Below are 24089 nucleotides of genomic sequence, written 5' to 3'. Positions count from 1 at the left end.
CGACCACCCCCACGCCCAACCGGCCGGCACCTGCCGCTCGGACCACCCCCCACACCCCTTCAGAGGAGTTTGTGTGACCTCCCGTTCCCAGCGTCACCACCACACCCTGCTGGCCCTCGCCACCGCCGTCGCGGCCGGGGCACTGCTCAGCACCACGCTCGGCGGCGCGGCCACGGCACAGCCGACCGCACAGGACCGGCCCGGCGCGACGCCGGTTGCCCTGTCCGCCACCGCCCACACGGCCCTCCTCCAGCAGGCACGGACCTCGGCCGCCGCGACGGCCAAGGCGATAGGCCTCGGGGCCCAGGAAAAGCTGGTCGTCAAGGACGTCGTCAAGGACGCCGACGGCACCGTGCACACGCGCTACGAGCGCACCTACGCGGGTCTGCCCGTGCTCGGCGGCGACCTGATCGTGCACACGGCGAAGCCCGGCGAGCGCGAGGGCGTGACCAGAGCGGCGCAGGGCTCGCTGAAGCCCGCCTCGCTCACGCCGCACATCGCCCCCGACCGGGCCGAGCAGCAGGCAATGGGGGTGGCGAAGGCCGCCGGCTCCGAGAAGTCCCGCTCCTCCCGGGCGCCGCGCAAGGTCGTCTGGGCCGCGTCCGGCAAGCCCGTCCTCGCCTACGAGACGGTGGTCGGCGGCCTCCAGGACGACGGCACCCCGAACGAGCTGCACGTCATCACCGACGCCACCACCGGCCGAAAACTGTTCCAGTACCAGGGCGTCGAGACCGGCGTCGGCAACACGAAGTACAGCGGGAAGGTGGACCTGACGAGCACACAGTCCGGCTCGTCGTACACGCTCACCGACGCCTCACGCGGCGGTCACAAGACGTACGACCTCGCCCACGGCCAATCCGGCACCGGCACCCTGTTCTCGCAGGACAACGACACCTGGGGCGACGGGACCACGGCCTCGGCGGCGACCGCCGCAGCGGACGCGGCCTACGGCGCCCAGGTCACCTGGGACTTCTACAAGAGCGCCTTCGGCCGCAACGGCATCAAGAACGACGGTGTCGGCGCCTACTCCCGCGTCCACTACGGCAACGCCTACGTCAACGCTTTCTGGGACGACAGCTGCTTCTGCATGACCTACGGCGACGGCGAGGGAAACAACGACCCGCTCACCTCGCTCGACGTCGCCGGCCACGAGATGAGCCACGGCGTCACGTCCAACACCGCGGGCCTGGAGTACTCGGGTGAGTCCGGCGGCCTGAACGAGGCCACCAGTGACATCTTCGGCACCGGTGTGGAGTTCGCCGCGAACAACTCCAGCGACGTCGGCGACTACCTCATCGGCGAGAAGATCGACATCAACGGCAACGGCACGCCGCTGCGCTACATGGACAAGCCCAGCAAGGACGGCGGCTCGGCCGACTACTGGTCCGCAGACGTCGGCAACAAGGATGTCCACTACTCCTCCGGCGTCGCCAACCACTTCTTCTACCTGCTGTCCGAGGGCAGCGGGAAGAAGACGATCAACGGGGTCGACTACGACTCCCCGACCCAGGACGGCTCCACCGTCACCGGGATCGGCCGGGACAAGGCCCTGCAGATCTGGTACAAGGCCCTGACCACCTACTTCACGTCCACCACCGACTACGCCGGCGCCCGCAAGGGCACCCTGTCGGCGGCCGGCGACCTCTACGGCGCGGACAGCGCCGAGGCGAAGGGGGTCGCCGCGGCCTGGAGCGCCGTGAACGTCAAGTGACACCGCACGCCTGACGGTACGTCTGACGGGCGGCACCCGGGATGCTTCCGGGTGCCGCCCTGGCGTACGCGGTCCGGCCAGGGCTCAAGCCATGCGTCCCTGTGGTGAGTGTGCCGAAGCCGAAGGGCGCCTCGGCGCGGGTTGACGTGCCCTGACGCATGGCGGCGCGTCCAGCATGGCCAAGGCGACGACGCCGCGGGCGGCTCAGGATGTAGGCGGCTATTGGTAGACGGTTGTGATGGGCGTGGAGACGCTGGTTCCGCTGCCGGGGGCGGCGTAGGAGATGGTCCACAGGGCGGCGGTCTTGTTCGGGTAGCCGTACAGATAGCCGCCGTCGCCGCAGCCGTAGTTCAGTCGCTGTCCCGCCAGCGACGAGGTGCCGCCGCCGGCGAAGGAGCAGCGTGTGCCGTTGGCCAGGACAAGAATGATCGGTTCGATGTCGGGTCCGCCCGGCATGTGGTCGTTGTTGCCGGGAAAGCCGTCGGGAACCGACAGTTCCACCATGCGGTCGGGGGCTCCGTCGAGGCACAGAGCGCTGGTGTCTCCTGGATCGGAGTCAGGGGAGAAGCACGGGTCGAGGATCCGGTTGCCGGCGGTGCAGCGCCAGGCGTCGAGCCGCATCGTGGATTCGGCGGTCTCGTAGCAGGAGCCGCCGGCATGGCCGGTGATGGTGATGCCGGTTGCCGGGGTTCCGCCCGGTGTCCAGGGGCTGAGAGTGATCACCTGGGTCTGCTCGGGCGTGGACGGGGCCGCGGCGGTCGGACTTTGTGACGAGGTGTTGGCCGAGTGCGCAAGAGGAGACGTGATCGCTGCCGGTTGGGTGGCCGGGATGGAGTGGGCCGCGGTTGGCTGTGAGGAGTTGCCACCGCGCGCTGGACCGTGATGCGCGGCCAGCGCGAACCAAGTGCCGGTCGCGGCTGTGGCGAACACGGCGGCCGCGACGACGGTGAGCCAGGCCCGCTGACCCGTTCGGCGGCGGGCGAGAGCGGGCCAGGCGGGATCCTGGACGGTCGGGGGATGCCACTGCTCGGCGATCAGACGCGGAACCTGCGTGGGCCGGTCGTGCATGTCGCCGAGTACCTGGGTCGCCTGTTCGCCCAGTAGTCGGTCGGTCTGCTGGGCGATGGCGGCCGACGACGGCCGGCGGGCCGGGTCTTTGGCCAGGCATGCCGTCACCAGGCTGAGCAGGTCATCCGGGATGCCGGCGAGGTCCGGCTCGGCATTGAGGACACGGAAGGCGACGGCCTCGGCGTTGCCGGTGCCGAAGGGGTGACGGCCGGTGGCCGCGAAAGCGAGCAGCGCGCCCCAGGCAAAGACGTCTCCGGGCGCGCCTGCGGTGCCGTCCCGGTAGTACTCGGGGCTCAGCCAGCCCGGGGTCCCGGTCAGCATCCCGGTGCAGGTGACCGCGGTGCCGTCGACGACGTGGGCGATGCCGAAGTCCAGCACCCGAGGACCGTCCGGTGCCAGGATCACGTTGGCGGGTTTCAGGTCGCGGTGGACCACCCCGGCTGTGTGCACCGCCTCAATGGCCCTGGCCGTTCCTGCGGCGAACAGATGCAGCTGGATCCCGTCCAGGGGGCCGTGTACCGCGACGTGCTCCCCGAGCGTCATACCGGGCACAAAGGCAGTGGCCAACCATGGGATGTCCGCCTCGGGATCGGCTTCCAGCAGCGGCACCAGGCACGGACCCGACACCCGTCGGAGGACCTGTACCTCGCGGCGGAACCGGGCGCGGAATTGTTCATCAGCCGCCTGCCCGGCGTGCACGGCCTTCACCGCCACCCGCTCGCCCTGTTCCCCCAGCGCGGCGTATACCGTGCCCATCCCGCCCGCGCCCAGAACCCCCACCACCCGGAAACGCCCGATCCGGACCGGGTCCGAAGCACGGCGAGCAACGACCGCAGACACGAACCAAACCCCCGCCGAGAGCACTTGTGGACGACGGGTGAACCCTAGCGGGGATCACTGCCGCGGCACTCCTGTTGCCGCCAGATGAGATCCTGTTGTGCTCCGCCTGCCCGGTCCGAGGATGTGGCCTCGCGACCGTGGAGTGGCCGGGAAGGCGTTGGCGCCGGGCATGCCACCGTCCCGCGGGCATGAGGATGGCAACACCGCGAGCCCGTCGGTGGTGTACGCCGGCACCCATAGGCTCCACGATCTGCTCGCCGGAGCATTGGCCGACCCGGCCGTGTGCGTCACGAGCAGCCACGTCTTGCCGGGTGTTCCCTTGCGCCATCGATATCCCTCCCGGTGGTCTCACTACTGAGGCCCGGCCGCCATGGGGTGCGGCCGGGCCTGGTCCAGGAGGGCAGGTGGTTACTCCCAGCCGCCGAGCAGTCCGGAACTCAGCTGCGCATTGCAGATGTTGTAGCCGCCGGACGCGTGGCCCTTCTTCGTCTTGCCGTCCACGGTGACGGAGCAGTTGATGTCCCCGGAGCCCTGGAGCTGAGCCATGACGTTGTAGTACATGGCGTCCTTGTTCAGGGGCAGCGTGGCTTCGAACTTGCCGTTCTTGAAAGTCCCCTTGCGAGTGTCGGAGTCCGAGCCGTACGTGATGTCCAGCGAGCCGAGGGCGCCGGCGGGGGCGGTTCCCCACACCTTGAAGACGACGGTCTTCTTCTCCGCCCTCTTCGTCTTCGTGGGGCTGGCCTTCGGCTCGCTGCTCTTGGACTTTCCGGCGTCGGCGGGCTTGCTGCTCGATGACGGAGAAGCGGCGGCCTTGACGTCGTTCGAGCCGCTGGACTTCTTCGAGTCCGAGCCGCCGCCGAGAAGGGCGCCGATGACGCCGATGACCACGATGAGTCCGACGATGCCGAGGCAGCCCAGGCCGATGATCTTCCCGGGACCGGTCTTCTTCGGGGGCTGCGGCGGGAAGGGAGGCTGCCCGTAGGGCTGCTGGCCCCAGCCGGGCTGGGGCTGCTGCGGGTATTGGTTGCTCATGGTTCCCTCTGAGAGGCGCTTGATGTCGTGCAGGTGTGTGACTGGTGAAGAAAGTGTGTGGTTGCCTCATGTTTCGCATCTTCACCTGATCGTGATCAAACGGCAGGTGGGGCTGAGTCGCGGAACTGCCGTGAGCTCATTGAGGGAGCCGGATCCACCGAGGACGCTTACTGAGTGAGCGTTGGATTCTCGGTTGTGCGGTGAGTCTCGCCGCCAGACGTTCGGGCCCCCACGGTGGCCTGGTCGATCACCGGCCCACCGCCCTGCGGGGGTGGCAGAAGTACGCGGGGAACGGGCATCAACTGCGCGCCCCACACAAGGGCCGCAAGCCCTGCGAGGTCACGCTCACCACCGCCTGGCCCGTATCCACTCACACCAGCTGAATCACCCCAGGCTGGACCGATCCTCATGTCCCTTGCGGACGCCAACCACACCCGAGCATCCCGAGTATTCGCTCCAACGGCTCAACCACGCCGCGCCGTGGGAGGCGAGGGTGCGTGAACGATGTGACGGTGGTGGCAGGCATGGGCGTGCACGCGAAGACGAGGAGGCGCGATGCCGGACGGATCGGTCGAGGGCGGCATGGCGTCCGCTGCCACGACAGGCGCCAAAGACCTGCCTTCCGACCAGGCCCCGAGAGCCTTCGAACAGTTGGGCGCCGTAGCCGACGCGGTCCTCTACGAGGGCTACCTCCTGTATCCCTACCGGCGGTCGTCGGCCAAGAACCGCGTCCGGTGGCAGTTCGGGGTGCTGTTCCCGCGGGACTGGGTGGAGCAGAACGGACCCGTCATCCCTGGAGTGTCCGGGTCCGCCGACTCCTGGTACCAGCAGACGGAGTGTCTGCTGAGGATCCGGCGGCCCGACGCGCTCCTGCGGGTGAGGCTTCGATATCTGCAGATGCAGCGCAAGCAGGTGGAGAGGACCCGCCGCGACGGTGGCCACCGCGCCGTCGAGTCGCTGCTCACCGATGACGGCACCGTGCATCTGACCTTCGACGAGGCGGTGCCCTGCGAAGTCGACATCGCGGTCCCGGTGGATGACCTCCTCCAGGGTGAACGCACTGTGACGACCGGAGCCGCGGCCGGCATGGACGTCGAGGCACTGCCGCAGGACGTCGGGCGGGTGGTGCGCCGTCGCGAGGAGGTACGGGCGAGCACGACCGTGAGTGCCGAGCGGCTCGGGGAGAACCTCTGCCGGCTGCGCCTACGCACCGTGAACACCGGCCCCGCCCCTGATCCGCGGACCCTGCGCGACGAGGCGTTGCGCCGCGCGCTCATCGCCATCCACACGCTCATCGGCGGTGACGGCGTCGAGTTCGCCTCATTGATCGACCCGCCCGAGGACCTGCGCGCTCATGCGGACGCATGCCGCAACGAATTCAGCTTCCCCGTCCTCGGCGGCGAACCGGCAGAGAGCGATTCCCCCGCCGGCGCCGTCGGACATGTCCTGCTCGCCTCGCCGATCATCCTTCCGGACCATCCGCAGGTAGCCCCGGAAAGCCCGGGTGACCTGCACGACGCGGGGGAGATCGACGAGATCCTCACCCTGCGCACGATGCTGCTGACCGACGAGGAGAAGCGCGAGGCACGCGCCACCGATCCGCGGGCCGCCGCGATCCTCGACCGGGTCGACACCATGCCCACCGAGGTCTTCGAACGGCTGCACGGCGCCATCCGCTCCCTGTCCCCGGTCACCCCGCCCACCCCTCCCGCCGAACGTCCCGCCTGGTGGCAGGAGGGCGCCGACGACGGTCTGTCTCCGTCCACGGACACGGTGCTGGTCGACGGCGTGCCGCTGGGCGGCGGCAGCCGCGTCCGGCTTCGCCCGCGGCGACAGGGCGCCGACGCCCAGGACATGTTCCTGGCCGGACGGACCGCCGAGGTGGCTGCCGTCTTCCATGACGTGGACGGCAGTGTGCACCTCGCCGTCACCCTTGACGACGATCCGGCGGCCGAACTGCACACCTGGTACGGCCGTTTCCACTACTTCCGCCCCGACGAGCTCGAACCACTCGGTTCGACCGACTCCGACACCCCCCGCAGCGGAGGCCGCTGACATGACAACCCATAGCAGCACCACCGAGGTCAGCGGCGAACCCGACCGCGCCGAGGACCGGCAGGGCTTCGACGAGATCCACATCCTCTGGATCTCCGAGGGCATGAGCTGCGACGGCGACACCGTCTCCCTGACGGCCGCCGACCAGCCCTCCATCGAGGACCTGGTGCTCGGCCTGATCCCGGGCCTGCCGAAGGTGAACCTGGTCAACAAGGTGCTCTCGCCGAGCCTGGGCGGCGAGGACTTCCTCGCCCCCTATCGGGCGGCGGCACGCGGTGAGCTGGCCCCGTTCATCCTCGTCATCGAGGGCTCGATTCCCAACCAGAACATCATCGAGGGCGACGGCTACTGGACGTCGTTCGGCAACGACCCCGAGACCGGTGAGCCGCAGACCCTGAACTGGTGGATCGACCAACTCGCCCCCAAGGCCTGGGCGGTGGTGGCCGCCGGCACCTGTGCCACCTTCGGCGGCATCCACGCGATGGCCGGCAACCCGACCGGCTGCATGGGCCTGGCGGACTATCTGGGCTGGGACTTCAGGTCCCAGGGCGCCCTGCCCGTCGTGAACGTCCCCGGCTGCCCGATCCAGCCCGAGAACTTCATGGAGACCCTGATCTGGGTCCTCTACCACGCCGCCGGATCCGCTCCGCCGCCCCCGCTGGACCACATGCTGCGTCCGCAATGGCTGTTCGGAAAGACGGTCCACGAGGGCTGCGACCGAGGCTCGTACTACGAGCAGGGCAACTTCGCCAAGGACTACAACTCACCCAAGTGCCTCGTGAAGACGGGCTGTTGGGGGCCGGTCGTCAACTGCAACGTCCCCAAACGCGGCTGGATGGCCGGCATCGGCGGCTGCCCGAACGTCGGAGGCATCTGCATCGGTTGCACGATGCCCGGCTTCCCTGACGCGTTCATGCCGTTCATGGACGAGCCGCCCGGCGGGACGCTGTCATCGATGATCGTCAAGCCGTACGGCGCCGTCATCCGCCGCCTGCGCGGCTTCACCAACGAGCTGGTGAACCACGAACCCAAGTGGCGCCACAACAAGCGCAAGCTGACCAGCGGTTACGACCCCTACTGGCGGCCCTGACCACGCGCGAGACCCACCCCACCACGCAGCGACCGAACACCGACAGCAAGGGGCAGTAACAGCGATGACCACAACCGAGTCCCGGCCCACGGGACGCAAGCCGCCGCAGCTCGTGGACATGTCCTGGGACCCGATCACCCGCATCATCGGCAACCTGGGCATCTACACTAAGATCGACTTCGCCAACCGGGAAGTCGTGGAGTGCCACAGCACGTCGTCACTGTTCCGCGGCTACTCGGTGTTCATGAAGGGCAAGGACCCCCGCGACGCGGGCTTCATCACCTCCCGCATCTGCGGCATCTGCGGCGACAACCACACCACCTGCTCCGACTACGCCCAGCAGATGGCCTACGGGGTCAAGCCGCCGCGACTCGCCGAGCACATCGTCAACCTCGGTGAAGCGGCCGAGTACATGTTCGACCACACGATCTTCCAGGACAACCTGGTGTTCGTGGACTTCTGCGAGGCCATGGTCAAGGCCACCAACCCCGGCGTGCTCGCCCGCGCCGAGCGCACCGACGCCCCCCGCGGGGACATCCACGGCTACCGCACCATCGCCGACATCATGAAGGCCTTCAACCCCTTCGAGGGTGAGGTGTACAAGGAGGCCCTGAAGGTCAGCCGGGTCACCCGCGAGATGTTCTGCCTGATGGAGGGGCGGCACGTCCACCCCTCCACGCTGTACCCCGGCGGCGTGGGGACGCTGCCGCAGCCGACCGTCTTCACCGACTACCTCAGCCGGCTCATGCGGGTCATCGACTTCGTCAAGAAGGCCGTCGCCATGAACGACGACGTCTTCGACTTCTTCTACGAGGCGCTGCCGGGCTACGAGGAGGTCGGCCGCCGCCGCGTCCTGCTGGGCTGCTGGGGCGCCTTCCAGGACCCCGATGTCGTCGACTACCGCTACGAGAACATGAACGCCTGGGGCAAGGCGATGTACGTCACCCCCGGCATCGTCGTCGACGGCGAACTGGTCACCAACAACCTCGTCGACATCAACCTCGGACTGCGGATCATGCTCGGCAGCTCCTACTACGAGGACTGGGTCAACGAGAAGCCCTTCGTCACCCACGACCCGCTCGGCAACCCCGTCGACATGCGCCACCCCTGGAACCAGACCACTGTCCCCGTGCCGCAGAAGCGCGACTTCGACGACAAGTACAGCTGGGTGATGAGCCCGCGCTGGTACGACCGGCGCAGCGGCGACCACCTCGCCCTCGACACCGGCGGCGGCCCCCTCGCCCGTCTCTGGTCCACCGCGCTGAGCGGCCTGGTCGACACGCCGTACGTCAAGGCCACCGGCAACAGCGTGCGCATCTCGCTGCCCAAGGGCGAGTCGCTGCCGGAGACGACCCTGGAGTGGCGCATCCCGAAGTGGAGCAACACCATCGAACGGGACCGCGCCCGGCCGTACTTCGTCGCCTACGCGGCCGCCATGGCCCTGCAGTTCCTCGAAGAGGCCATGGGCCTCGTGCGGGCCGGCGACACCAAGGTGTTCGAGAACTTCGAGGTGCCCGACGAGGCGATCGGCTGCGGCTTCCACGAGGCGGTGCGTGGTGTCCTCTCCCACCACCTGGTGATCAAGGACAAGAAGATCGCCAACTACCACCCGTATCCGCCCACCCCGTGGAACGCCAGTCCCCGCGACAAGTTCGGCACCCCCGGCCCCTACGAGGACGCCGTGCAGGGCCAGCCCATCTTCGAGGAGAACGGGCCCGACGACTTCAAGGGCGTCGACATCATGCGCACCGTCCGCAGCTTCGACCCCTGTCTGCCGTGCGGAGTGCACATGTACGTCGGCAAGGGCAAGACGCTGACCACCCTGCACTCGCCGACGTACGGCGCGAACCATGGCTGACGCCACGACCGCCGAGCGCCTTGCGGACCCGGCCGTGGAGTCCCGGCTCGCCCGTCTGGACCAGGTTCTGGAAGGCCTCGAGTCCGCTCCGGGCCCGACCACCCGCTCCGCGATCGAGGCGGTACGGCTGCTCACCGAGGTCTACGGCGAGGCACTGGCCCGGGTGATGGATCACGCGGACACGCAGCTGTCCGAACGTCTGGCCGACGACGAGTTGCTGGGTCACCTTCTGGTGCTGCACGGGGTCCACCCGGAGCCCGTCGAGCGCCGGGCGGCCCGCGCGGTCGAGCGGCTGCGGCCGGCCGTCCGGGAACGCGGCGGCGACGTGGAGTGGGCCGGCGTGGACGGAGAGGTGGGCCGCGTGCGGCTGACGGCCGGTGGAGGCTGCGGCTCCGGATGCGGCGGCGGAACGAACGACGTGACCGCCGCGGTCCGCGAGGCGGTGCTCGCCGTCGCTCCGGAGCTGACCGCGGTGGAACCGGAGCCGACCACGGCGCCGCCGGCCTTCGTACCGCTGACCACGCTCACCCACCGAGGCACACCGTGACCACGGACGGCGCTCTGGCCCGCCTCATCCGCTCCTCCGCCGACCGAAGCGCGGTGCCCGAGGCGGAGCGGTGTGACCTGTGCGCCGCGCCCGTGCCCGACGAGCACCCTCACCTCTACGACACCGCGGACGAGCAGGTGTGCTGCGCCTGCGGCCCGTGCTCGGTGCTGTTCGCCGACGGGAGTGCCGAGCAGGGACGCTACCGGCTCGTCCCCCGCAGGCGGATCCGCCTGCCCCGGGTGGACACTGATGCCCTGGGCGTGCCGGTCGGCCTGGTCTTCTTCGTGCCCCGGGCCGACGGCACGGTCACCGCCGAGGGCCCCAGCCCGGCCGGGACCATGCGGTGGGAAGTCGACGCGGAGGCCTGGCAGCGGCTGGCCTCGGCGTGTCCGCAGCTCGCCTCCGTGGAACCCGACGTGGAGGCACTTCTCGTGAACACCGTCCACGGCAACGACCACCACTGGATCGTCCCCGTCGACGACTGCTACCGGATGGTCGCCGTCGTACGCCGGGAATGGCGGGGCCTCTCCGGCGGCGGCCGGATCTGGCCCGCTGTCGATCGGTTCTTCGAGGACCTCACCGAGCGGCCATGAGCCCGCACTCCGCGGCGCGGAGGCGAGGAAGGAGACCATCCATGGGCACCATCAGAGTCGGCCGACCCCAGGCCAAGCCCGACTCGACCGGGCACGTGCGCGGTATGCACCAGGGCAACGTGGGGCCGTACGGCCATCAGACCGGGCATCACGAGGACGGCACCGCCGACGCGCGCCGCTCCACCGGGATCCATTGGAAGCGGCACGACGCCCTGCTGGACGTCATGCCGAACATCCCGCCGGGATGAGGAACAGCAGGGAGCCGGAATGAAGATCCAACGAAGAGAGCGCGCACAGGACGGGACGTCGGGACGTCGGTTGCTGATGGCCGAGGCCGCCCTGGCCGGGGCCGTGGCGCTGGCGCTGTTCGTCCGCGAGTTCCCGAGTCTGCGGCGCGAGTTGCGGATCTACCGGATGGCCGGAGGCTTGCGCGCGGGCCACCGGTATCCGTGAGCCGGCCGTGCACGAACTGTCGATCGCGACCGCGATCATCGAGCGGGCCGATGAACTGGCCCGGGCGGACGGAACGGAGACCGTCTCGGCGGTGACCGTCCGGGTGGGCGAGTTGTCGGGTGTCGTCCCGGACGCCCTGGACTTCGCCTTCGAAGTGGCCCGTGACGGCACGGCCCTGGCCGCCGCCCGGCTCGTGGTCGAGCAGGTCCCCGCACAGGCCTACTGCGGCCCGTGCGCCGAGGAGTTCCCGGTGGGCATGCCCCCGTTCTTCTGGTGCCCGCGCTGCGACATACCGTCCACCGACCTGCGCAGCGGCCGGGAACTGGAGATCACCGGGATCGAGGCCCTGCGCTGACACCAGCGGGGCCCCGACGACACCCCTTGGGTCGGCGGGGCCCTACTGGTATCCGGGGTCAGCAGATGCGCGGCAATTGCTCACCGAGCGGCAGGTCCACGACCCGGGTGCCGCCGAGGCCCGTCGCGACCACGACCATGCCGGGGTGGTCGGCGACGCACTCACCGATCAGCGCGGCCCCGGCGCCCTGCGGGTGAGCACGCATCGCGGAAAGGACCTCCTCCGCTTCCGTCGGGGGTACGAAGGCGACCAGCCGCCCCTCGTTGGCGACGTAGAGGGGGTCGAGCCCGAGGAAGCCGCAGGCGTTCGCCACCGCGTCCGGCACCGGAATGGCACGCTCCTGCAGCCGGACACCGGTTGCGGAGGCGCGGGCGATTTCGTTGAGGGCCGCGGCCAGACCGCCGCGGGTGGGGTCGCGCAGGACATGGATGTCCGGCGTGACCGCCAGCATGGACGCGACCAGGTCCGCCAGCGGCGCGGTGTCGCTGGCCAGCTCGACGCCGAACTCCAGCCCCTCCCGGACGCTCATGATCGCCACTCCGTGCAGGCCGATCGGCCCGCTGACGATGACGGCGTCACCGGGCCGCGCCCGCTGGGGGCGGATGTCCACCCCGTCGGGGACGAGCCCCACCCCGGCGGTGGTGACGTACACGCCGTCGCCGTGCCCGGACTCCACCACCTTGGTGTCGCCGGTGGCGATGGCGACCCCGGCGGTCTCGGCCGCGGCACCCATGGCGCGCGCGATCCGTTCGACGACGGTCAGCTCCACGCCCTCTTCCAGCACGAAAGCGGCCGACAGGTAGGCGGGCCTGGCCCCGCTCATCGCCAGGTCGTTGACGGTGCCGTTCACCGCGAGGTCACCGAGACTGCCACCGGGAAAGAACAGTGGCCGGACCACGTAGGAGTCGGTGGAGAAGGCCAGCCGGGCGCCACCCAGTTCGAGGACGGCGGAGTCGGCGAGCGCGGCGAGCGTGGGGTTGCCGTAGGCGGGGGCGAAGATCTGCTCCATCAGCTCCGCCGACAGCGCCCCGCCGCCGCCGTGTCCCATGACCACGACGGGCTGGTCGCGCAGGGGTGCGGGGCAGGTCCAGTTCGCGGGGTCGACGGTTTCGGCGAGTTCAGCCAACAGGGTTCATCTCCTTGTCCGCGGCCCCGGTGGCCTGCGGCGTCGCGGCGTTCATCCGGCGGTACAGGTAGTACGCCGCGCAGGCGCCCTCGCTGGAGACCATGGTGGCGCCGAGCGGGGTGCGCGGGGTGCAGCTCGTACCGAACGCGCCGCACTCGGTCGGCTTGATCAGCCCCTGGAGCACTTCGCCGGCGCGGCACTCGGCGGGTTCCTCGGTGCGGATGTCGGTGACCTGGAAGCGGTGCTCGGCGTCGTACGCGCGAAACGCCTCGGTCAGCCGCCAGCCACTGTCGGGGATGGGCCCGATGCCACGCCAGTTGCGGTCGGTGACCTCGAACACCTCCTCGATCATGCGTACGGCGGCCGGGTTGCCGTCCTCGCGTACGGCACGCGGGTAGGCGTTCTCCACCCGGTGCTCCCCGCGCTCGAGCTGGCGCACCGCGCGGCGGATGCCTTCGAGGATGTCCAGTGGCTCGAAGCCGGTCACCACGAGCGGTACGCCGAACCGCTCGGCGAGTCGCGGGTACTCGGCCGTGCCCATCACGCTGCACACGTGCCCGGCGGCCAGGAAGCCCTGCACCCGGCAGGCGGGGGCCGTCATGATGGCCTCGACGGCCGGGGGCACTCGTACGTGCGACACCAGGAGGCTGAAGTTGGTCAGGCCGAGGCGGCGGGCCTGGTGCACGGCCATCGCGTTGGCGGGGGCCGTGGTCTCGAAACCGATGGCGAAGAAGACCACTTCCCGGTCCGGGTTGCGGCGGGCCAGCTCCAGGGCGTCGAGCGGTGAGTAGACCACCCGTACGTCGCCGCCCTCGCCCTTGACGCGGAACAGGTCCCGGCCGGTGCCCGGCACCCGGAGCATGTCACCGAAGGAGCAGAAGATCACGTCGGGACGCGAGGCGATCTCCAGTGCCTTGTCGATGACCTCCAGTGGGGTGACGCACACGGGACAGCCAGGGCCGTGAATCAACTCCACCTGTTCGGGCAGGAGCTGGTCGATGCCGTGCCGGATGATGGAGTGGGTCTGGCCGCCGCATACCTCCATCAGGGCCCATGGCCGGGTGACGGTCGCGCGGATCTCCTCCAGCAGCCGCCGGGCCAGAGCGGGGTCGTTGAACTCGTCGATGTACTTCACGCGGTACCGGCCTCCTTCGCCGCCTGCTCCCAGGCGTCACCGAACTCCTCCTCCAGCAGGCCCAGTTCCTCGAAGAGCTTCAGTGAGGCCAGGGCGGATTCCTCGTCCAGGCGCTGGAGCGCGAACCCGACGTGGACGATGACGTACTCACCCACCTGTACGTCCGACACGTACTCCAGGCACGCCTGCTTCTGCACACCGCCGAAGTCGATCAGCCCGGTGAGCGGGTCGGCACTGTCGTCGATCGCGACGACCTTGCCGGGTACTGCCAAACACATGGGTCACTCCTCTTGTCGTTCGTGCGCCGCGACCACGAGTTGTCCAAGGGCCAAACCGCCGTCGTTCGGGGGGACTTCGCCGTGCCGCAGCACCGCGAAGCCGTCCTGGGTCAGCAGCCGCGTGCACTCCTCCTCCAGCAGCGCGTTGGCGAACACCCCACCGCTGAGGGCAACGGTGGCCACACCGGTGTCCCGGCGCGCCCACCGGCAGATCTCCGCGACGGCCCGTGCGACGCCGCGGTGGAAACGCGCCGCGAGCAGGGGGATCGGTGTGCCGCGACGCAGGTCGGCGACCAGCGCGCCGAGCGCGGGTGCCGGGTCGCACAGCCCGGAGGCGATACCGAAGGCGTACGCCGAGGTGTCGGCGTCCCGGACCGCAGCGGCCGCGGCCTCCAGTTCCAGGGCGGCCTGAGCCTCGTATCCCGCGCGGTGGCACACCCCCACCAGGGATGACACCGCGTCGAAGAGGCGTCCCATGCTGGAGGTTGCCACGCAGGCAACTCCGCGGGTCAACTGCGCTTTCAGAAGGGTGAGTTCAGTGGCCGAGCAGGCGGCGACGCAGGGCAGGTCGCAGTCCCACGGCATGCCCGCGGTCCACAACCGGGCCAGCGCCAGACGGCACGGGTTGGCCACCCCCGCGTCGCCGCCGGGCAGCGGCGCGGGGGAGAGGTGGGCGAGGCGCCGGGCGCCGGTGTAGTCGGCGAGCAGGATCTCGCCACCCCAGACGGTGCCGTCGTCGCCGTAGCCCGTGCCGTCGAAGGCGACGCCGATCACGGGTGCGGTGCCGTCGAGGCCGTGCTCGGCCATCGCGGAGGCGATGTGTGCGTGGTGATGCTGGACGAACACGGGCGTGGAATGGGGCAGTTGGGCGGCGCGGCGGCCGGCCCAGCGGGAGGAGTGGTAGCCGGGGTGCCGGTCGGCCGCGACGAGCTCGGGGGTGACGCCACTCAGTCGCCGCATGTGCCCCTCCGCCCGCTGAGCGGCCTCCAGCGTGGTCAGGTCGCCCATGTCACCGATGTGCGGGCCGAGCCACGCCTGGTCGCCCTCGCCGACGCACAGCGCGTTCTTGAGGTCGCCGCCCACCGCGAGTGCGGGCCGCACGGCCACCGGCAGACGCAGAGGGCGAGGCACGTACCCACGGGAGCGGCGCAGCACCTGCTCGGTGCCGTCGGCGCGCACCCGCAGCAGCGAGTCGTCGCACGGGGAGGCGATGAACCGGTCATGGGCGAGCCAGGCGTCGGCCAGCCCGTCCAGCCGGGTCAGCGCCTCCCCGTCGTCGGTGACGATCGGTTCGCCCGAGCGGTTGCCGCTCGTCATGACCAGCACACGAGGGCCCGGCGGATCACCGGGTAGACCCAGCAACAGCGTGTGCACGGGTGTGTAGGGAAGCATCACGCCGAGGTGCGGGCTGCCGGGGCACACGCCGGGAGCGAGCCGCAGGTGCGCGGCCTGTTCGTGCCGGCGCAGCAGGACGATGGGGCGGCGAGCGTTCGTGAGGACCGCGCGTTCGGCGGCGGAGAGCTCGGCGATCGACCGCACGGTGTCGAGGTCCGCGCACATCACCGCGAACGGTTTGCCGCCACGCTCCTTGCGGGCACGCAGCGTGTCGACGGCCCGGGCGTCAGTGGCGTCGCAGGCCAGGTGGTAGCCGCCGAGGCCCTTGACGGCGAGGATCCGTCCGGCGGCCAGAACAGCCCGGGCGGCCGCCAGGGCGTCGCCGTCGCGCGCGGGGCGCAGCCCGCTGCCGTCCGCGGGCACCAGGCGCAGCCGGGGGCCGCATTCCGGGCAGGCGACGGGCTGGGCGTGAAAGCGGCGGTCCGCGGGGTCGCCGTACTCCCCGGCGCATCTGGGACACATCGCGAAGTCGGTCATCGTGGTCAGCGCCCTGTCGTAGGGCATCCCGGTGGCGATGGTGAAGCGGGGGCCGCAGTGGGTGCATGTGACGAACGGGTGCCGGTGGCGGCGATCGGCCGGATCGGCCAGTTCGCGCAGGCAGTCGACGCAGGTCGCGGTATCGGGTGGGAGCTGGGTACGGCCTGCGGAGTGTTCGGTCGTTCGGATGGAGAAGGAGTCCTCTGCGCCGGTGGCGGGCAGGTCCTCGACTCCTACGCCGGTGACGGCGGCCAGCGGAGGGGGCTCAGTGGCCAGCCGGTCGCAGAAGCGAGCGACCCCCTCCGGCAGTCCCTCCACCTCGATGAGGACACCGCTCGCTGTATTGCTCACGAAACCGGACAGGGCGAGGTCGGTCGCCAGGCGGTGCACGAACGGGCGGAAACCCACGCCCTGGACGGTGCCGCGCACGGTGACGCGGCAGCGCATCGCCTGCGTGGCCGGGGCGGTCACGAGAGACGGCCGGCCGCGAGGCCGGAATCCTTCCGCACATGCTGGTGGGGGTGCGGGGCCAGCGGCGGACGGTGCAGGGGAGCCCCGTCTCGCGTGGCCAGCACCCGATCCAGCAGGGTGCCGACGCCGCCGCCGTCACGGGCGCAGGACCGTACGACCTCCACCCCGGGGTTGACCTGCTGCACATGGGCGACGAAGGCGGCCTCGTCGAAACCGGCGGCCTCGGCCAGATCGGTCTTGGTGAGCACCACCAGATGGGCGGAGCCGAAGGCCGTGGGGTACTTCAGCGGCTTGTCCTCCCCCTCCGTCACCGCCATGAGCACGATCCGCAGGCGCTCGCCGAGGTCGTAGGAGGCCGGGCAGACGAGGTTGCCGACGTTCTCCACGAACAGCACGGCGGTGTCCTCGGGCAGCCAGCCGCGCACATGTCCGCTGAGCTGCCGGGCCTCCAGATGGCACAGCCCGTCGGTCAGAAGCTGCTTGACCGGTGCTCCTGAACGGGCCAGTCGCCGGGCGTCGTTCTCGGTCGCCAGGTCGGCGGTGAGCGCGGCCACCGGGACACCCCGCTCCACCGCCAGGGCCAGCACCCGCCCGAGCAGTTCCGTCTTGCCGCTGCCCGGGCTGGACAGCAGGTTGACCACGGCGACCCCGCGCCGGGCCAACTCCTCGCGCAGGCCGGCGGCCAGGCCGTCGTTCTTCGCCAGAACAGCCTGGGTGACGTCCTCCATGGACTCGCACATGGGCGGTGCTCCTCACGGTCGGAGTGGGGGAGGGGCCGGGTGTCGGTTGCGTCACCGATCCTCGACGCCGCCGGCCACCGGCTGCGGGAGCCCGGCCGCGGGCGGGCCCATGGATTCGTCCGGGCGGCTCAACGGGGGCGTGGCCGTGGGGTCGGCGAGCAGCACCGGAACCATGGTGTGCAGAGCCGTGACGGCCCGCTCGACCGCGTCACGGACCGTCGCGCTGATGCCCGGGGCGATGTCCTCGTCGCCGCGCGGCCGCAGCTCGGGCTCGCACGCGAGGACGAGGACGCGGGGCAGCGGCTCGTCGCCGAGGTGGGCGGCCAGGGCCAGCACCTTCGCCGGATCCATGCCGTGCGCCTCCGGCGGGGCGGCGACCCCGCTGCCGTCCGGGACTTCCGGCTCGATCAGCGACAGAGTGCCCGGCCGGTGACCCCGCACGGCCGCGTCGACGAGCACGGCCGTGTCGTAGCCGCCCAGCAGTTCGTACGCGAGATCCATCCCGCGGATGCCGAAGTCCCGCACCCGCACCTCGGGCGGCAGCGGTCGCAGGTCCAGGGCGCGGATCACCTCGGGGCCGAAGGCGTCGTCGGCGAGGAAGATGTTGCCCACGCCCGCCACCAGAAGCCGGGTGGCGGACCCTGTCATCGCTCACCCCCGGCGACGGGCTCGTCGACCGGGGACAGGGGCCGGGCTGCGCCGCCGGGCAGCTTACGGACGAAGGCAGAGCGCAGGGCGTGGTAGGGGGCGTGCGGATCGAAGAAGATGGCGCGCATACGGGCGAGTTCGGCTCGCCGGTAGTCGGCCAGTGGTCGTTGTTCCTCGTCCGTCCGGCGGGTCGCTGCCTTCGCGGTGATCTGCCGATCGAGGTCCGGGTCATCGGCGAGTGCGGTCGCCAGGTTCGCGACCTCGGTGGCGAACGCCTGGGCCGGCACCGGCACGAGACGGTTCACCAAGCCGAGCTGTGCGGCGGTGCCGGCGCTCACCGGCAGTGCCTCTGTCGTCAGCCGCCGGGCCGTCTCCGTTCCGACGCGGCGCGGCAGCGTGTACGTCCAGAACTCCGACCCGTACAGGCCCATCCGCCGGTAGTGCGGATTGAGTACGGTGCCCGCGCGGCACCACACCTGGTCGGCGGCCAGGGCGAGCATGACGCCGCCCGCCGCCGCGTTGCCGCCGAGCGCCGCCACCACGAGGCGATCGGTGGTGCGCAGGACCGCCTCGACGACATCGTCCATGGCGTTGAGGTTGGACCAGGACTCGCCCGCGGGGTCGGCGGCGGACTCGATGACGTTCAGGTGGATGCCGTTGGAGAAGAAGTCGCGGGACCCACCGAGCACCAGCACCCGGGTGGGGCGGGTGAGCGCGTACCGGTAGGCGGCGAGCAGTCTGCGGCAGTGGCCGGTGCTCATGGCCCCGCCGGGGAAGGAGAAGGTCAGGAACCCGGCGTCACCGTGCTGCCGGTACCGGATGTCCGCCCAGGTGTTACGGCCGGGAGGCAGCTCGAGCGGGGTCGCGATCTGCGGCAGCGGCGGAGCGGAGAAGGCGGCCAGCACAGAGGCCGCAGGACGGCGGAACGGCGCGGGGTCGCCGGAATTCTTGCGGGGCCGCAGTTCCGGAATCCACACTGCACCGTCCCCAGTGGCCCGGCAGATCGCCCCGGCGCGCGTCGCGAGCAGTTCCCCAGGGCGTCCGCGCAGCCGGTCCTCGGGATGCCCGCCGTGCAGGAACACCTCGTGGCCGAGGAGCTCGTCCAGTACACCCGGCTGGGAGTCGGCCCCGCGGAGCTTGCGCAGTACCGTCTCGGTGTCGTCGTTGTGCCAGTCGATCCTGCGCTGCTCCTGGCGGAAGAAGTCGCGCCACACCACACGGATCGAGGGATCGCTCTGCGCCTGCGGCTTGAACGATCCCTCGGCGTACCGCCGAACGGCCAGCCGGACGGCGGCCGCGGCGGCGTCGGACGCCTCGTTGCGATAGAGGTCGCTCTTGCCGACCGGCGCGATCGGGAAGGACTCGGACGCCCACACGGCGCCGGCGTCCAGGCCCGCCTCGGCCTGGAGCACGGTCACTCCCCAGTGGGGTGCGTCCTCGGCGACGGCCCAGTCCAGGGAGGACGGGCCGCGGTCACCGGGTGGCCCCGGGTGCACGACGAGACAGGTGTGCTCCCGCCAGACGTCCTCCGGCAGCGCTGTCTTGAGCATCGGAGCGATGATCAGTTCCGGACGCACCTCGTGTACGGCGGTCCGTACCGCTTCGGCGCCGTGCGAGGCGAGAACGACGTCGACCCGGTGCCCTTCGTCCGACAGTTCCGCGTACACACGCTGGGACAGGCTGTTGAACGCGCTGGCGACGAGCAAGATGTCCATGACGCGGCATGATCGCCGGTTCGCAGGAGACCGAGAAGGACCTCGGCGGCGTTTCGTCGTCCTCCGACGGTTCCGTTCCGCCATCCGGATCGCACCCCGCAGGTATTGGAACGCCGCGCCGGCCTCGTTCGGCCCGCTCCGAGGCGCTTGCGGTTGCGCTCTCCGACCTCGTTCCACAGGTCGTGAGCACGGCTCGCGGCGGGTACGGCGGGGGCATGGAGGAGCAGGACAGCCGACCGCGGAGGGCGGGGCACGCGCCGTGACGTCGAGGCGAGAGGCGGGCGGCGGAGGGGCCGTGCGGCGGAAGACCTCTCGCGCCTTGCGAGAGCGAAACCGCGTCCGCCACTCGCCCGAGGTGCCCCTTGGGCATCATGCGAGGTCGCATGCTGACGTCTTCCTCACATGTGACGCCTAGGGTCCCTCCGGTCAGGGTCACATCACGAAGGGGCAGGTCATGTTCCAGGTATTACGGGTGCGGCTCGGCGTCACCGGGCTCGCGCTCGCGGTCCTCGTCGCCGTCCTGCTGACGGTCGTTCCCGGCACGCGGGCGCAGGCGGCCGACGCGGTCGGGGTGGTCGAGTACAACCTGGGCGACGAAGCGTTCACCGACCCGCAGGCCTGGGACGGCGTCGCCGAGATCCGGGCGGTGGTCCACTACCCACTCAAGTCGGCAGGTCGCCTGCCGCTGGTCATACTGCTGCACGGGCAGCAACTCTCCTGCTACTCCGCCGACGATGCGGACTGGGGGAGCTGGCCGTGCCCGGCGGGGGTGGTTCCCTATCCCAGCTACCGGGGCTACGACTACCTGGCCGAAGCGCTGGCCCGGGACGGTTACATGGTGGTGTCACCGAGCGCGAACGGCGTCAACTACTACATGGGCGTCGCACCGCAGCGGGCCCATCTCATCGACCGGCATCTTCGGTTGCTCCAGCAGCTGAACACGGCCGGAGGCGGCCCGCTCGCCGGCCACTTCACCGATCCGCGTACCGGCCGGCCCGTGCGGGTCGACTTCGAAGACCGGCTCGACCTGACCCGCGTGGGCACGATGGGCCACTCGGTCGGCGGCGAGGGCGTAATGTACCAGGCCGCCGACGCCCACCGCGGCGAGTTGCCGGCCGGCGTCCGCATCCGCGGCGTGGCCGCCGTCGCCTCGCCCGGGCCCAGCGGCTTCTACGACACGCTGGTGACGAGGACACCTCTCGCCGTTGTCTCGGCCGGGTGCTGGTCCCTGGGCGGCGAGGCCTACTTCGATGACGCCCGGGGCCGGACCGGCGCACGCGGCTTCCGGCTGCGGGTGACGAAGGGCAACCACAACTTCTACAACACCGAGTGGACGACGGGTCCGGGGCCGACCGACGGCGACGACACCACGTGCTCGGACACCCCGGGGCGGCCGACCGCCGCGCAGCAGCAGAGCCTCGCGGTCACCTACCTACGTGCGTTCTACGCCTACACTCTGAAGAACGACAGGTCGGCGCTGCCGGTCCTGACCGGCGCGAGGAGGTTCCCGGGCGTCGACACCCAGGCCGAGAGTTATGGCGGCAACGGCTTTGTACACGGCAAGCGCTGACCGAACGTGAGGCGGCGTGACGCGTAGGCCGGGTCGTCGCGCCACAGACGTCGGGCTGTCGAGGCCATGAGCCGGCCCAGCACCGGACTGCTGGGGCGATGCAGGGCGCACATCCCCTCGGTGAACACGCGGTGATCTCCCTGCCACACGTCTGCGGATTCCTCCTCGGTGCAGGCGTACCGGTCGCCCGACTCTCCGCGCACCGCCGGGAGTTGGCCAATTTTTCGCCGGTCCGCGGGATGCTCGGAGAAGGTAGCGGCGTGTGGAGGGCTCCCGACACCGTGGCCCGCGGAGTCCGTACCCACATTGTCGGGCCGCGCCGTCGAGGCCGGTGAGCCCGCTGTCCGACCCGCGTGGCACCATGCCCCTTCAGCCACAAAAGTCCATGGGGGACACATGCGCACCCGCGCCACCATCACACTCGCCGCCACCCTGTTCGCCACACTGGCCGCATGCGACTCGTCGAGCGACGACAAGGCCGACCCCCCGAGCAGCAGCCCGACCACGACCGCCGAGACACCGACCACCACCCCGACGCCTGCCGACGCCACCGAGTTGGAGCGCGTGGCGGAAACGTACACGGACCTCTACTTCGGAGGGGACGGGAAGGGGGCCTACGCCTTCTTGTCGAAGCGTTGCCGGGCCAAGGCGGACCCGGCCGTGTACGCGGCCACCGTGGAGCGGGCTGCGAAGGACTATGGGCCCGACCACCCGGCGATGGACGTGCACGCCGCCGTCTCAGGGGGTATGGGCCGTGTCTCGTACAAGGTGAAGGGGCTACCGAAGTTCGATCAGGAGAGGCAGCCGTGGGCGCTTGAGGGCGGCGACTGGAAGTACGACGCCTGCTGATCCTGGACGGACGCACGGCCCCCGTCGGCCGGTACCGGCGGGGGCCGCGTCAAACCCACTGTTGATCCTTCCGACGGAAGTGGCTCCATCCCTCGTAGTGGATGGGGATCACAAGCCGGGGTTCAATCAAGCTGCACAATTCCACCGCGCGTTCTGCGGTCATCGTGTAGTGCAATGGCCCCGTTATAGGGAAACGCACGCCCCCGAGGTGGACGATGGCGACGCCGATATCAAGCTGCTGCACCGCCTCTCGCAGGTCCCGATACAGCACGGTGTCGCCTGATAACCAGACCACGCCGTTCTGTTGCCCGGCCCATTGCAGTGCGAAACCGATGACGTCCCCGACGAGAGGGCGGCTGCCAGGTGGACCGTGACGTGCTGGTGTCGCGGTGATCTGAATCGTTGTCCTTCGTGGGCTTTGAAGAAACGTCGTCGACCATGGTGCGAGCCCCTGCGCCTGCTTTCCCAAACGCCGTGTGGCTGACGCCGTCGTAACGACAACCGGGGCTTGATGAAGCACTGCGCGGCCCTGCGAGTCGAGGTTGTCGCTGTGATTGTCGTGCGTGAGTAGCACGGCGTCGATGGGGCCGAGCTCGCTTGCGCTGATGGCAGGGCCTGCGAGCTTGGTAGAGCGTGTGCCCCACCCGAATGAGTAGCTTCCTCCCGGGGGGTCGAATGTCGGGTCGGTAAGTAGCCGTCATCCGCCGAACTCGATCAGGATAGTGGGACCGCCGATGTGAGTGACTGTCATTGTTGTCATGGAGAATCCCCATACTCAGAGATGCCGCGCATGTGACTGCTTTACAGCGGGGGTCGTACCGGCATCAGCGTGGGCCATGTCAGCTTCACGCCTCGCCCGGGGGCCCGAACACGACACCGGCAAGGGTCTGGTTCACGTGGCCGAGCCAGCTCTCGCCGTAGGTGTGGAACCCAGCCGACGGGACGCCGCCCAGGGCTGCGACGAAGTCCGCGGAGAGGTTCTTGGCGTCGATCTCCTTGCGGCGCAGGCAGCAGTTGAAGAGAACCGCGCCGCCGGCCCGCCCTCCGAGTTCGGCGCGGGTTCGGCGCAGGGCGGCAGTGGTCTCGGCGATGAGGTCACCCGCCTGCATGACCTCGACCTCCATTCCCGGCATGATCTCGGCGTAGAACCGGAGGCCACCGTCCGGCATTACCGCCTGAGGGCTGCGGACCCACGGCTGGCCGTCGATCATGAGGCCCACCGGGTACTCCGTCCAGGCGGCGTCGAGCGCGTCGACGCTCACGCCCAGGGCATCCGCGTACGCCTCCGCGGCCGGCCGGCCGTCGATCTCGAGGACGGTCCGGGACGCGGCGTCCGCACGGGTGATCCGCAGGAGCCTGCCGGTCGGGGTGAAGGAGCATGACTTGACCACCCGGAACGGGACGGCGGTCCGGCACACCATGAGCGCCGCCCCGTGGTAGCTCACGTCGTGGCCCACGGCGGTCCAGGTGCCCTGGAAGGCGAAGTCGTCTCCGGCGGAACCGCCGACGAAGTCCAGCAGCGGTGCCGCGTTCCCCAGCATCTCGTTGACCTGCTCCTCGGATCCGTGCAGGCCGTCGATCAGCACGAAGCCCAGGTGGTGGGCCGGGTCGAGGTGGCGGAGCTGAACCTGGAGGGCTTCCTCGAGCGACTGGACGGCGACCGCGGTGCCGTCGCCTGCGTCGCCGTCCAACTCGCCGAGGACCGCCACCGCTTGGGTGATCAGCCCGTCCGGAAGCACCACGGCCGAGATGCCGCCGGTCCCGTTATGCAGGTCGGTGAACTCCCCGGCGGTGGAACAGCCGATGACCACCGCTTCGGGAAAGCGCGAGCTGATGACGGGTGCGACTTCGGCGGGGTCGTAAACACTGGAGGCGAAGTACATCACCGCGACCGCCCGGCGTCCCGACAGATCGCGGTCGAGCTGTGCCAGCAGCCGGTCGACCGCCTGCGGAGCCGGTCCGGTGACATGGGCGCGTACGACGCCAGCGCCGGGTAGGACGCGAGGGAAGAACGTCATCGGGGCCTTTCTTCGTGGATACCCCGGCCTTCGGGCCGGGGAGGAAGCGAAGCTTCTGCGGAGCA

The 24089-nt window shown here is 70.2% G+C and carries 21 protein-coding genes and 1 pseudogene; 11 read left to right on the top strand and 11 right to left on the bottom strand.

The features are described from left to right. Positions 1 to 73 precede the first annotated feature (73 nt). Complete coding sequence (locus tag FBY22_RS20470; RefSeq protein ID WP_260845023.1) at positions 74 to 1711, top strand: M4 family metallopeptidase; 1638 nt, start codon at positions 74 to 76, stop codon at positions 1709 to 1711. 219 nt (positions 1712 to 1930) lie between these two features. Here the strand turns inward: FBY22_RS20470 and FBY22_RS20465 are convergent, their stop codons facing one another. Both FBY22_RS20465 and FBY22_RS45205 read right to left on the bottom strand, forming a co-directional pair. Next, entirely contained in the window at positions 1931 to 3559 is a 1629-nt protein-coding gene (locus tag FBY22_RS20465) for a serine/threonine-protein kinase (RefSeq protein WP_313905474.1), read from the bottom strand. Positions 3560 to 4027: 468 nt separating this feature from the next. After that, the gene (locus FBY22_RS45205; protein WP_260845022.1) at positions 4028 to 4651 is read right to left on the bottom strand and encodes a hypothetical protein; all 624 of its coding nucleotides are present in this window, start codon (positions 4649 to 4651) and stop codon (positions 4028 to 4030) included. 555 nt (positions 4652 to 5206) lie between these two features. Here FBY22_RS45205 and FBY22_RS20455 point away from each other — a divergent pair. The 8 genes from FBY22_RS20455 (at position 5207) to hypA (ending at position 11602) form a co-directional block, all read left to right on the top strand. Next, positions 5207 to 6706: a hypothetical protein gene (locus FBY22_RS20455; RefSeq protein ID WP_142148034.1), complete on the top strand. Its 1500-nt coding sequence runs from the start codon at positions 5207 to 5209 to the stop codon at positions 6704 to 6706. A 1-nt stretch (position 6707) separates the two neighbouring features. Further along, entirely contained in the window at positions 6708 to 7796 is a 1089-nt protein-coding gene (locus FBY22_RS20450) for a hydrogenase expression protein HypE (protein WP_142148032.1), read from the top strand. A 64-nt stretch (positions 7797 to 7860) separates the two neighbouring features. Beyond that, positions 7861 to 9654 carry a nickel-dependent hydrogenase large subunit gene (locus FBY22_RS20445; protein ID WP_142148030.1) on the top strand — a complete coding sequence of 598 codons (1794 nt, stop codon included), beginning with the start codon at positions 7861 to 7863 and terminating at the stop codon, positions 9652 to 9654. Further along, positions 9647 to 10201, top strand: coding sequence for a NifU family protein (locus FBY22_RS20440; protein ID WP_142148028.1), 555 nt, complete (start codon positions 9647 to 9649; stop codon positions 10199 to 10201). The genes FBY22_RS20445 and FBY22_RS20440 overlap by 8 nt, the downstream gene beginning before the upstream one ends. Then, positions 10198 to 10794 (top strand): DUF5947 family protein, encoded by a 597-nt coding sequence (locus tag FBY22_RS20435; RefSeq protein WP_142148026.1) that lies wholly within the window; start codon positions 10198 to 10200, stop codon positions 10792 to 10794. The genes FBY22_RS20440 and FBY22_RS20435 overlap by 4 nt, the downstream gene beginning before the upstream one ends. A gap of 41 nt (positions 10795 to 10835) precedes the next feature. Next, complete coding sequence (locus FBY22_RS20430; RefSeq protein WP_142148024.1) at positions 10836 to 11042, top strand: hypothetical protein; 207 nt, start codon at positions 10836 to 10838, stop codon at positions 11040 to 11042. Positions 11043 to 11061: 19 nt separating this feature from the next. Beyond that, entirely contained in the window at positions 11062 to 11247 is a 186-nt protein-coding gene (locus FBY22_RS20425; RefSeq protein WP_142148022.1) for a hypothetical protein, read from the top strand. 7 nt (positions 11248 to 11254) lie between these two features. Then, positions 11255 to 11602, top strand: a complete 348-nt coding sequence (gene hypA / locus FBY22_RS20420) for a hydrogenase maturation nickel metallochaperone HypA (protein ID WP_142148020.1) — start codon at positions 11255 to 11257, stop codon at positions 11600 to 11602. Between the two features lie 58 nt (positions 11603 to 11660). Here hypA and hypE read toward each other — a convergent pair whose 3' ends face one another. Genes hypE through FBY22_RS20385 form a run of 7 tightly spaced genes read right to left on the bottom strand, consistent with a single transcriptional unit; the run spans position 11661 to position 19587 of the window. Further along, positions 11661 to 12728, bottom strand: a complete 1068-nt coding sequence (hypE, locus tag FBY22_RS20415; RefSeq protein WP_142148017.1) for a hydrogenase expression/formation protein HypE — start codon at positions 12726 to 12728, stop codon at positions 11661 to 11663. Further along, the gene (gene hypD, locus FBY22_RS20410; RefSeq protein ID WP_142148015.1) at positions 12721 to 13863 is read right to left on the bottom strand and encodes a hydrogenase formation protein HypD; all 1143 of its coding nucleotides are present in this window, start codon (positions 13861 to 13863) and stop codon (positions 12721 to 12723) included. Before hypD ends, hypE begins: the two co-directional genes overlap by 8 nt. Continuing rightward, entirely contained in the window at positions 13860 to 14141 is a 282-nt protein-coding gene (locus tag FBY22_RS20405; RefSeq protein ID WP_142148013.1) for a HypC/HybG/HupF family hydrogenase formation chaperone, read from the bottom strand. Before FBY22_RS20405 ends, hypD begins: the two co-directional genes overlap by 4 nt. A 3-nt stretch (positions 14142 to 14144) precedes the next feature. After that, the gene (gene hypF, locus FBY22_RS20400) at positions 14145 to 16484 is read right to left on the bottom strand and encodes a carbamoyltransferase HypF (protein WP_142148011.1); all 2340 of its coding nucleotides are present in this window, start codon (positions 16482 to 16484) and stop codon (positions 14145 to 14147) included. Next, positions 16481 to 17224, bottom strand: coding sequence for a hydrogenase nickel incorporation protein HypB (gene hypB, locus FBY22_RS20395; protein WP_142148009.1), 744 nt, complete (start codon positions 17222 to 17224; stop codon positions 16481 to 16483). Before hypB ends, hypF begins: the two co-directional genes overlap by 4 nt. A 51-nt stretch (positions 17225 to 17275) precedes the next feature. Continuing rightward, positions 17276 to 17872, bottom strand: coding sequence for a hydrogenase maturation protease (locus FBY22_RS20390; RefSeq protein ID WP_142148007.1), 597 nt, complete (start codon positions 17870 to 17872; stop codon positions 17276 to 17278). Beyond that, on the bottom strand, positions 17869 to 19587 hold the full coding sequence (locus FBY22_RS20385) for an enoyl-CoA hydratase-related protein (protein WP_142148005.1): 1719 nt from the start codon (positions 19585 to 19587) through the stop codon (positions 17869 to 17871). The genes FBY22_RS20390 and FBY22_RS20385 overlap by 4 nt, the downstream gene beginning before the upstream one ends. 454 nt (positions 19588 to 20041) lie before the next feature. Here FBY22_RS20385 and FBY22_RS20380 point away from each other — a divergent pair, with 454 nt between their 5' ends. Together FBY22_RS20380 and FBY22_RS20375 are read left to right on the top strand one after the other, a co-directional pair. Beyond that, the gene (locus FBY22_RS20380; RefSeq protein WP_142148003.1) at positions 20042 to 21157 is read left to right on the top strand and encodes an alpha/beta hydrolase; all 1116 of its coding nucleotides are present in this window, start codon (positions 20042 to 20044) and stop codon (positions 21155 to 21157) included. Between the two features lie 396 nt (positions 21158 to 21553). After that, entirely contained in the window at positions 21554 to 22006 is a 453-nt protein-coding gene (locus FBY22_RS20375; RefSeq protein ID WP_142148001.1) for a hypothetical protein, read from the top strand. Between the two features lie 49 nt (positions 22007 to 22055). On the opposite strand, the pseudogene FBY22_RS20370 reads toward FBY22_RS20375, so the two are convergent. Further along, positions 22056 to 22691 (bottom strand): annotated as a pseudogene (locus tag FBY22_RS20370) (MBL fold metallo-hydrolase); the annotation flags it as partial. Between the two features lie 160 nt (positions 22692 to 22851). After that, positions 22852 to 24024 (bottom strand): FIST signal transduction protein, encoded by a 1173-nt coding sequence (locus FBY22_RS20365; RefSeq protein WP_142147999.1) that lies wholly within the window; start codon positions 24022 to 24024, stop codon positions 22852 to 22854. Between the last annotated feature and the right edge of the window lie 65 nt (positions 24025 to 24089).

Source organism: Streptomyces sp. SLBN-31 (assembly GCF_006715395.1).
In the GTDB taxonomy this organism is placed as follows: domain Bacteria; phylum Actinomycetota; class Actinomycetes; order Streptomycetales; family Streptomycetaceae; genus Streptomyces.
This window is presented reverse-complemented; position numbering and strand designations above follow the sequence as displayed.

Bases quoted from the DNA above. Each gene is read 5' to 3' on its own strand.
- FBY22_RS20405 (WP_142148013.1), bottom strand. From the start codon at position 14,141: ATGTGTTTGGCAGTACCCGGCAAGGTCGTCGCGATCGACGACAGTGCC.
- FBY22_RS20455 (WP_142148034.1), top strand. From the start codon at position 5,207: ATGCCGGACGGATCGGTCGAGGGCGGCATGGCGTCCGCTGCCACGACA.
- FBY22_RS20385 (WP_142148005.1), bottom strand. From the start codon at position 19,587: ATGGACATCTTGCTCGTCGCCAGCGCGTTCAACAGCCTGTCCCAGCGT.
- FBY22_RS20380 (WP_142148003.1), top strand. From the start codon at position 20,042: ATGTTCCAGGTATTACGGGTGCGGCTCGGCGTCACCGGGCTCGCGCTC.
- FBY22_RS20430 (WP_142148024.1), top strand. From the start codon at position 10,836: ATGGGCACCATCAGAGTCGGCCGACCCCAGGCCAAGCCCGACTCGACC.
- FBY22_RS20425 (WP_142148022.1), top strand. From the start codon at position 11,062: ATGAAGATCCAACGAAGAGAGCGCGCACAGGACGGGACGTCGGGACGT.
- FBY22_RS20365 (WP_142147999.1), bottom strand. From the start codon at position 24,024: ATGACGTTCTTCCCTCGCGTCCTACCCGGCGCTGGCGTCGTACGCGCC.
- FBY22_RS20375 (WP_142148001.1), top strand. From the start codon at position 21,554: ATGCGCACCCGCGCCACCATCACACTCGCCGCCACCCTGTTCGCCACA.
- FBY22_RS20450 (WP_142148032.1), top strand. From the start codon at position 6,708: ATGACAACCCATAGCAGCACCACCGAGGTCAGCGGCGAACCCGACCGC.
- FBY22_RS45205 (WP_260845022.1), bottom strand. From the start codon at position 4,651: ATGAGCAACCAATACCCGCAGCAGCCCCAGCCCGGCTGGGGCCAGCAG.
- FBY22_RS20390 (WP_142148007.1), bottom strand. From the start codon at position 17,872: ATGACAGGGTCCGCCACCCGGCTTCTGGTGGCGGGCGTGGGCAACATC.
- FBY22_RS20440 (WP_142148028.1), top strand. From the start codon at position 9,647: ATGGCTGACGCCACGACCGCCGAGCGCCTTGCGGACCCGGCCGTGGAG.
- hypB (WP_142148009.1), bottom strand. From the start codon at position 17,224: ATGTGCGAGTCCATGGAGGACGTCACCCAGGCTGTTCTGGCGAAGAAC.
- FBY22_RS20445 (WP_142148030.1), top strand. From the start codon at position 7,861: ATGACCACAACCGAGTCCCGGCCCACGGGACGCAAGCCGCCGCAGCTC.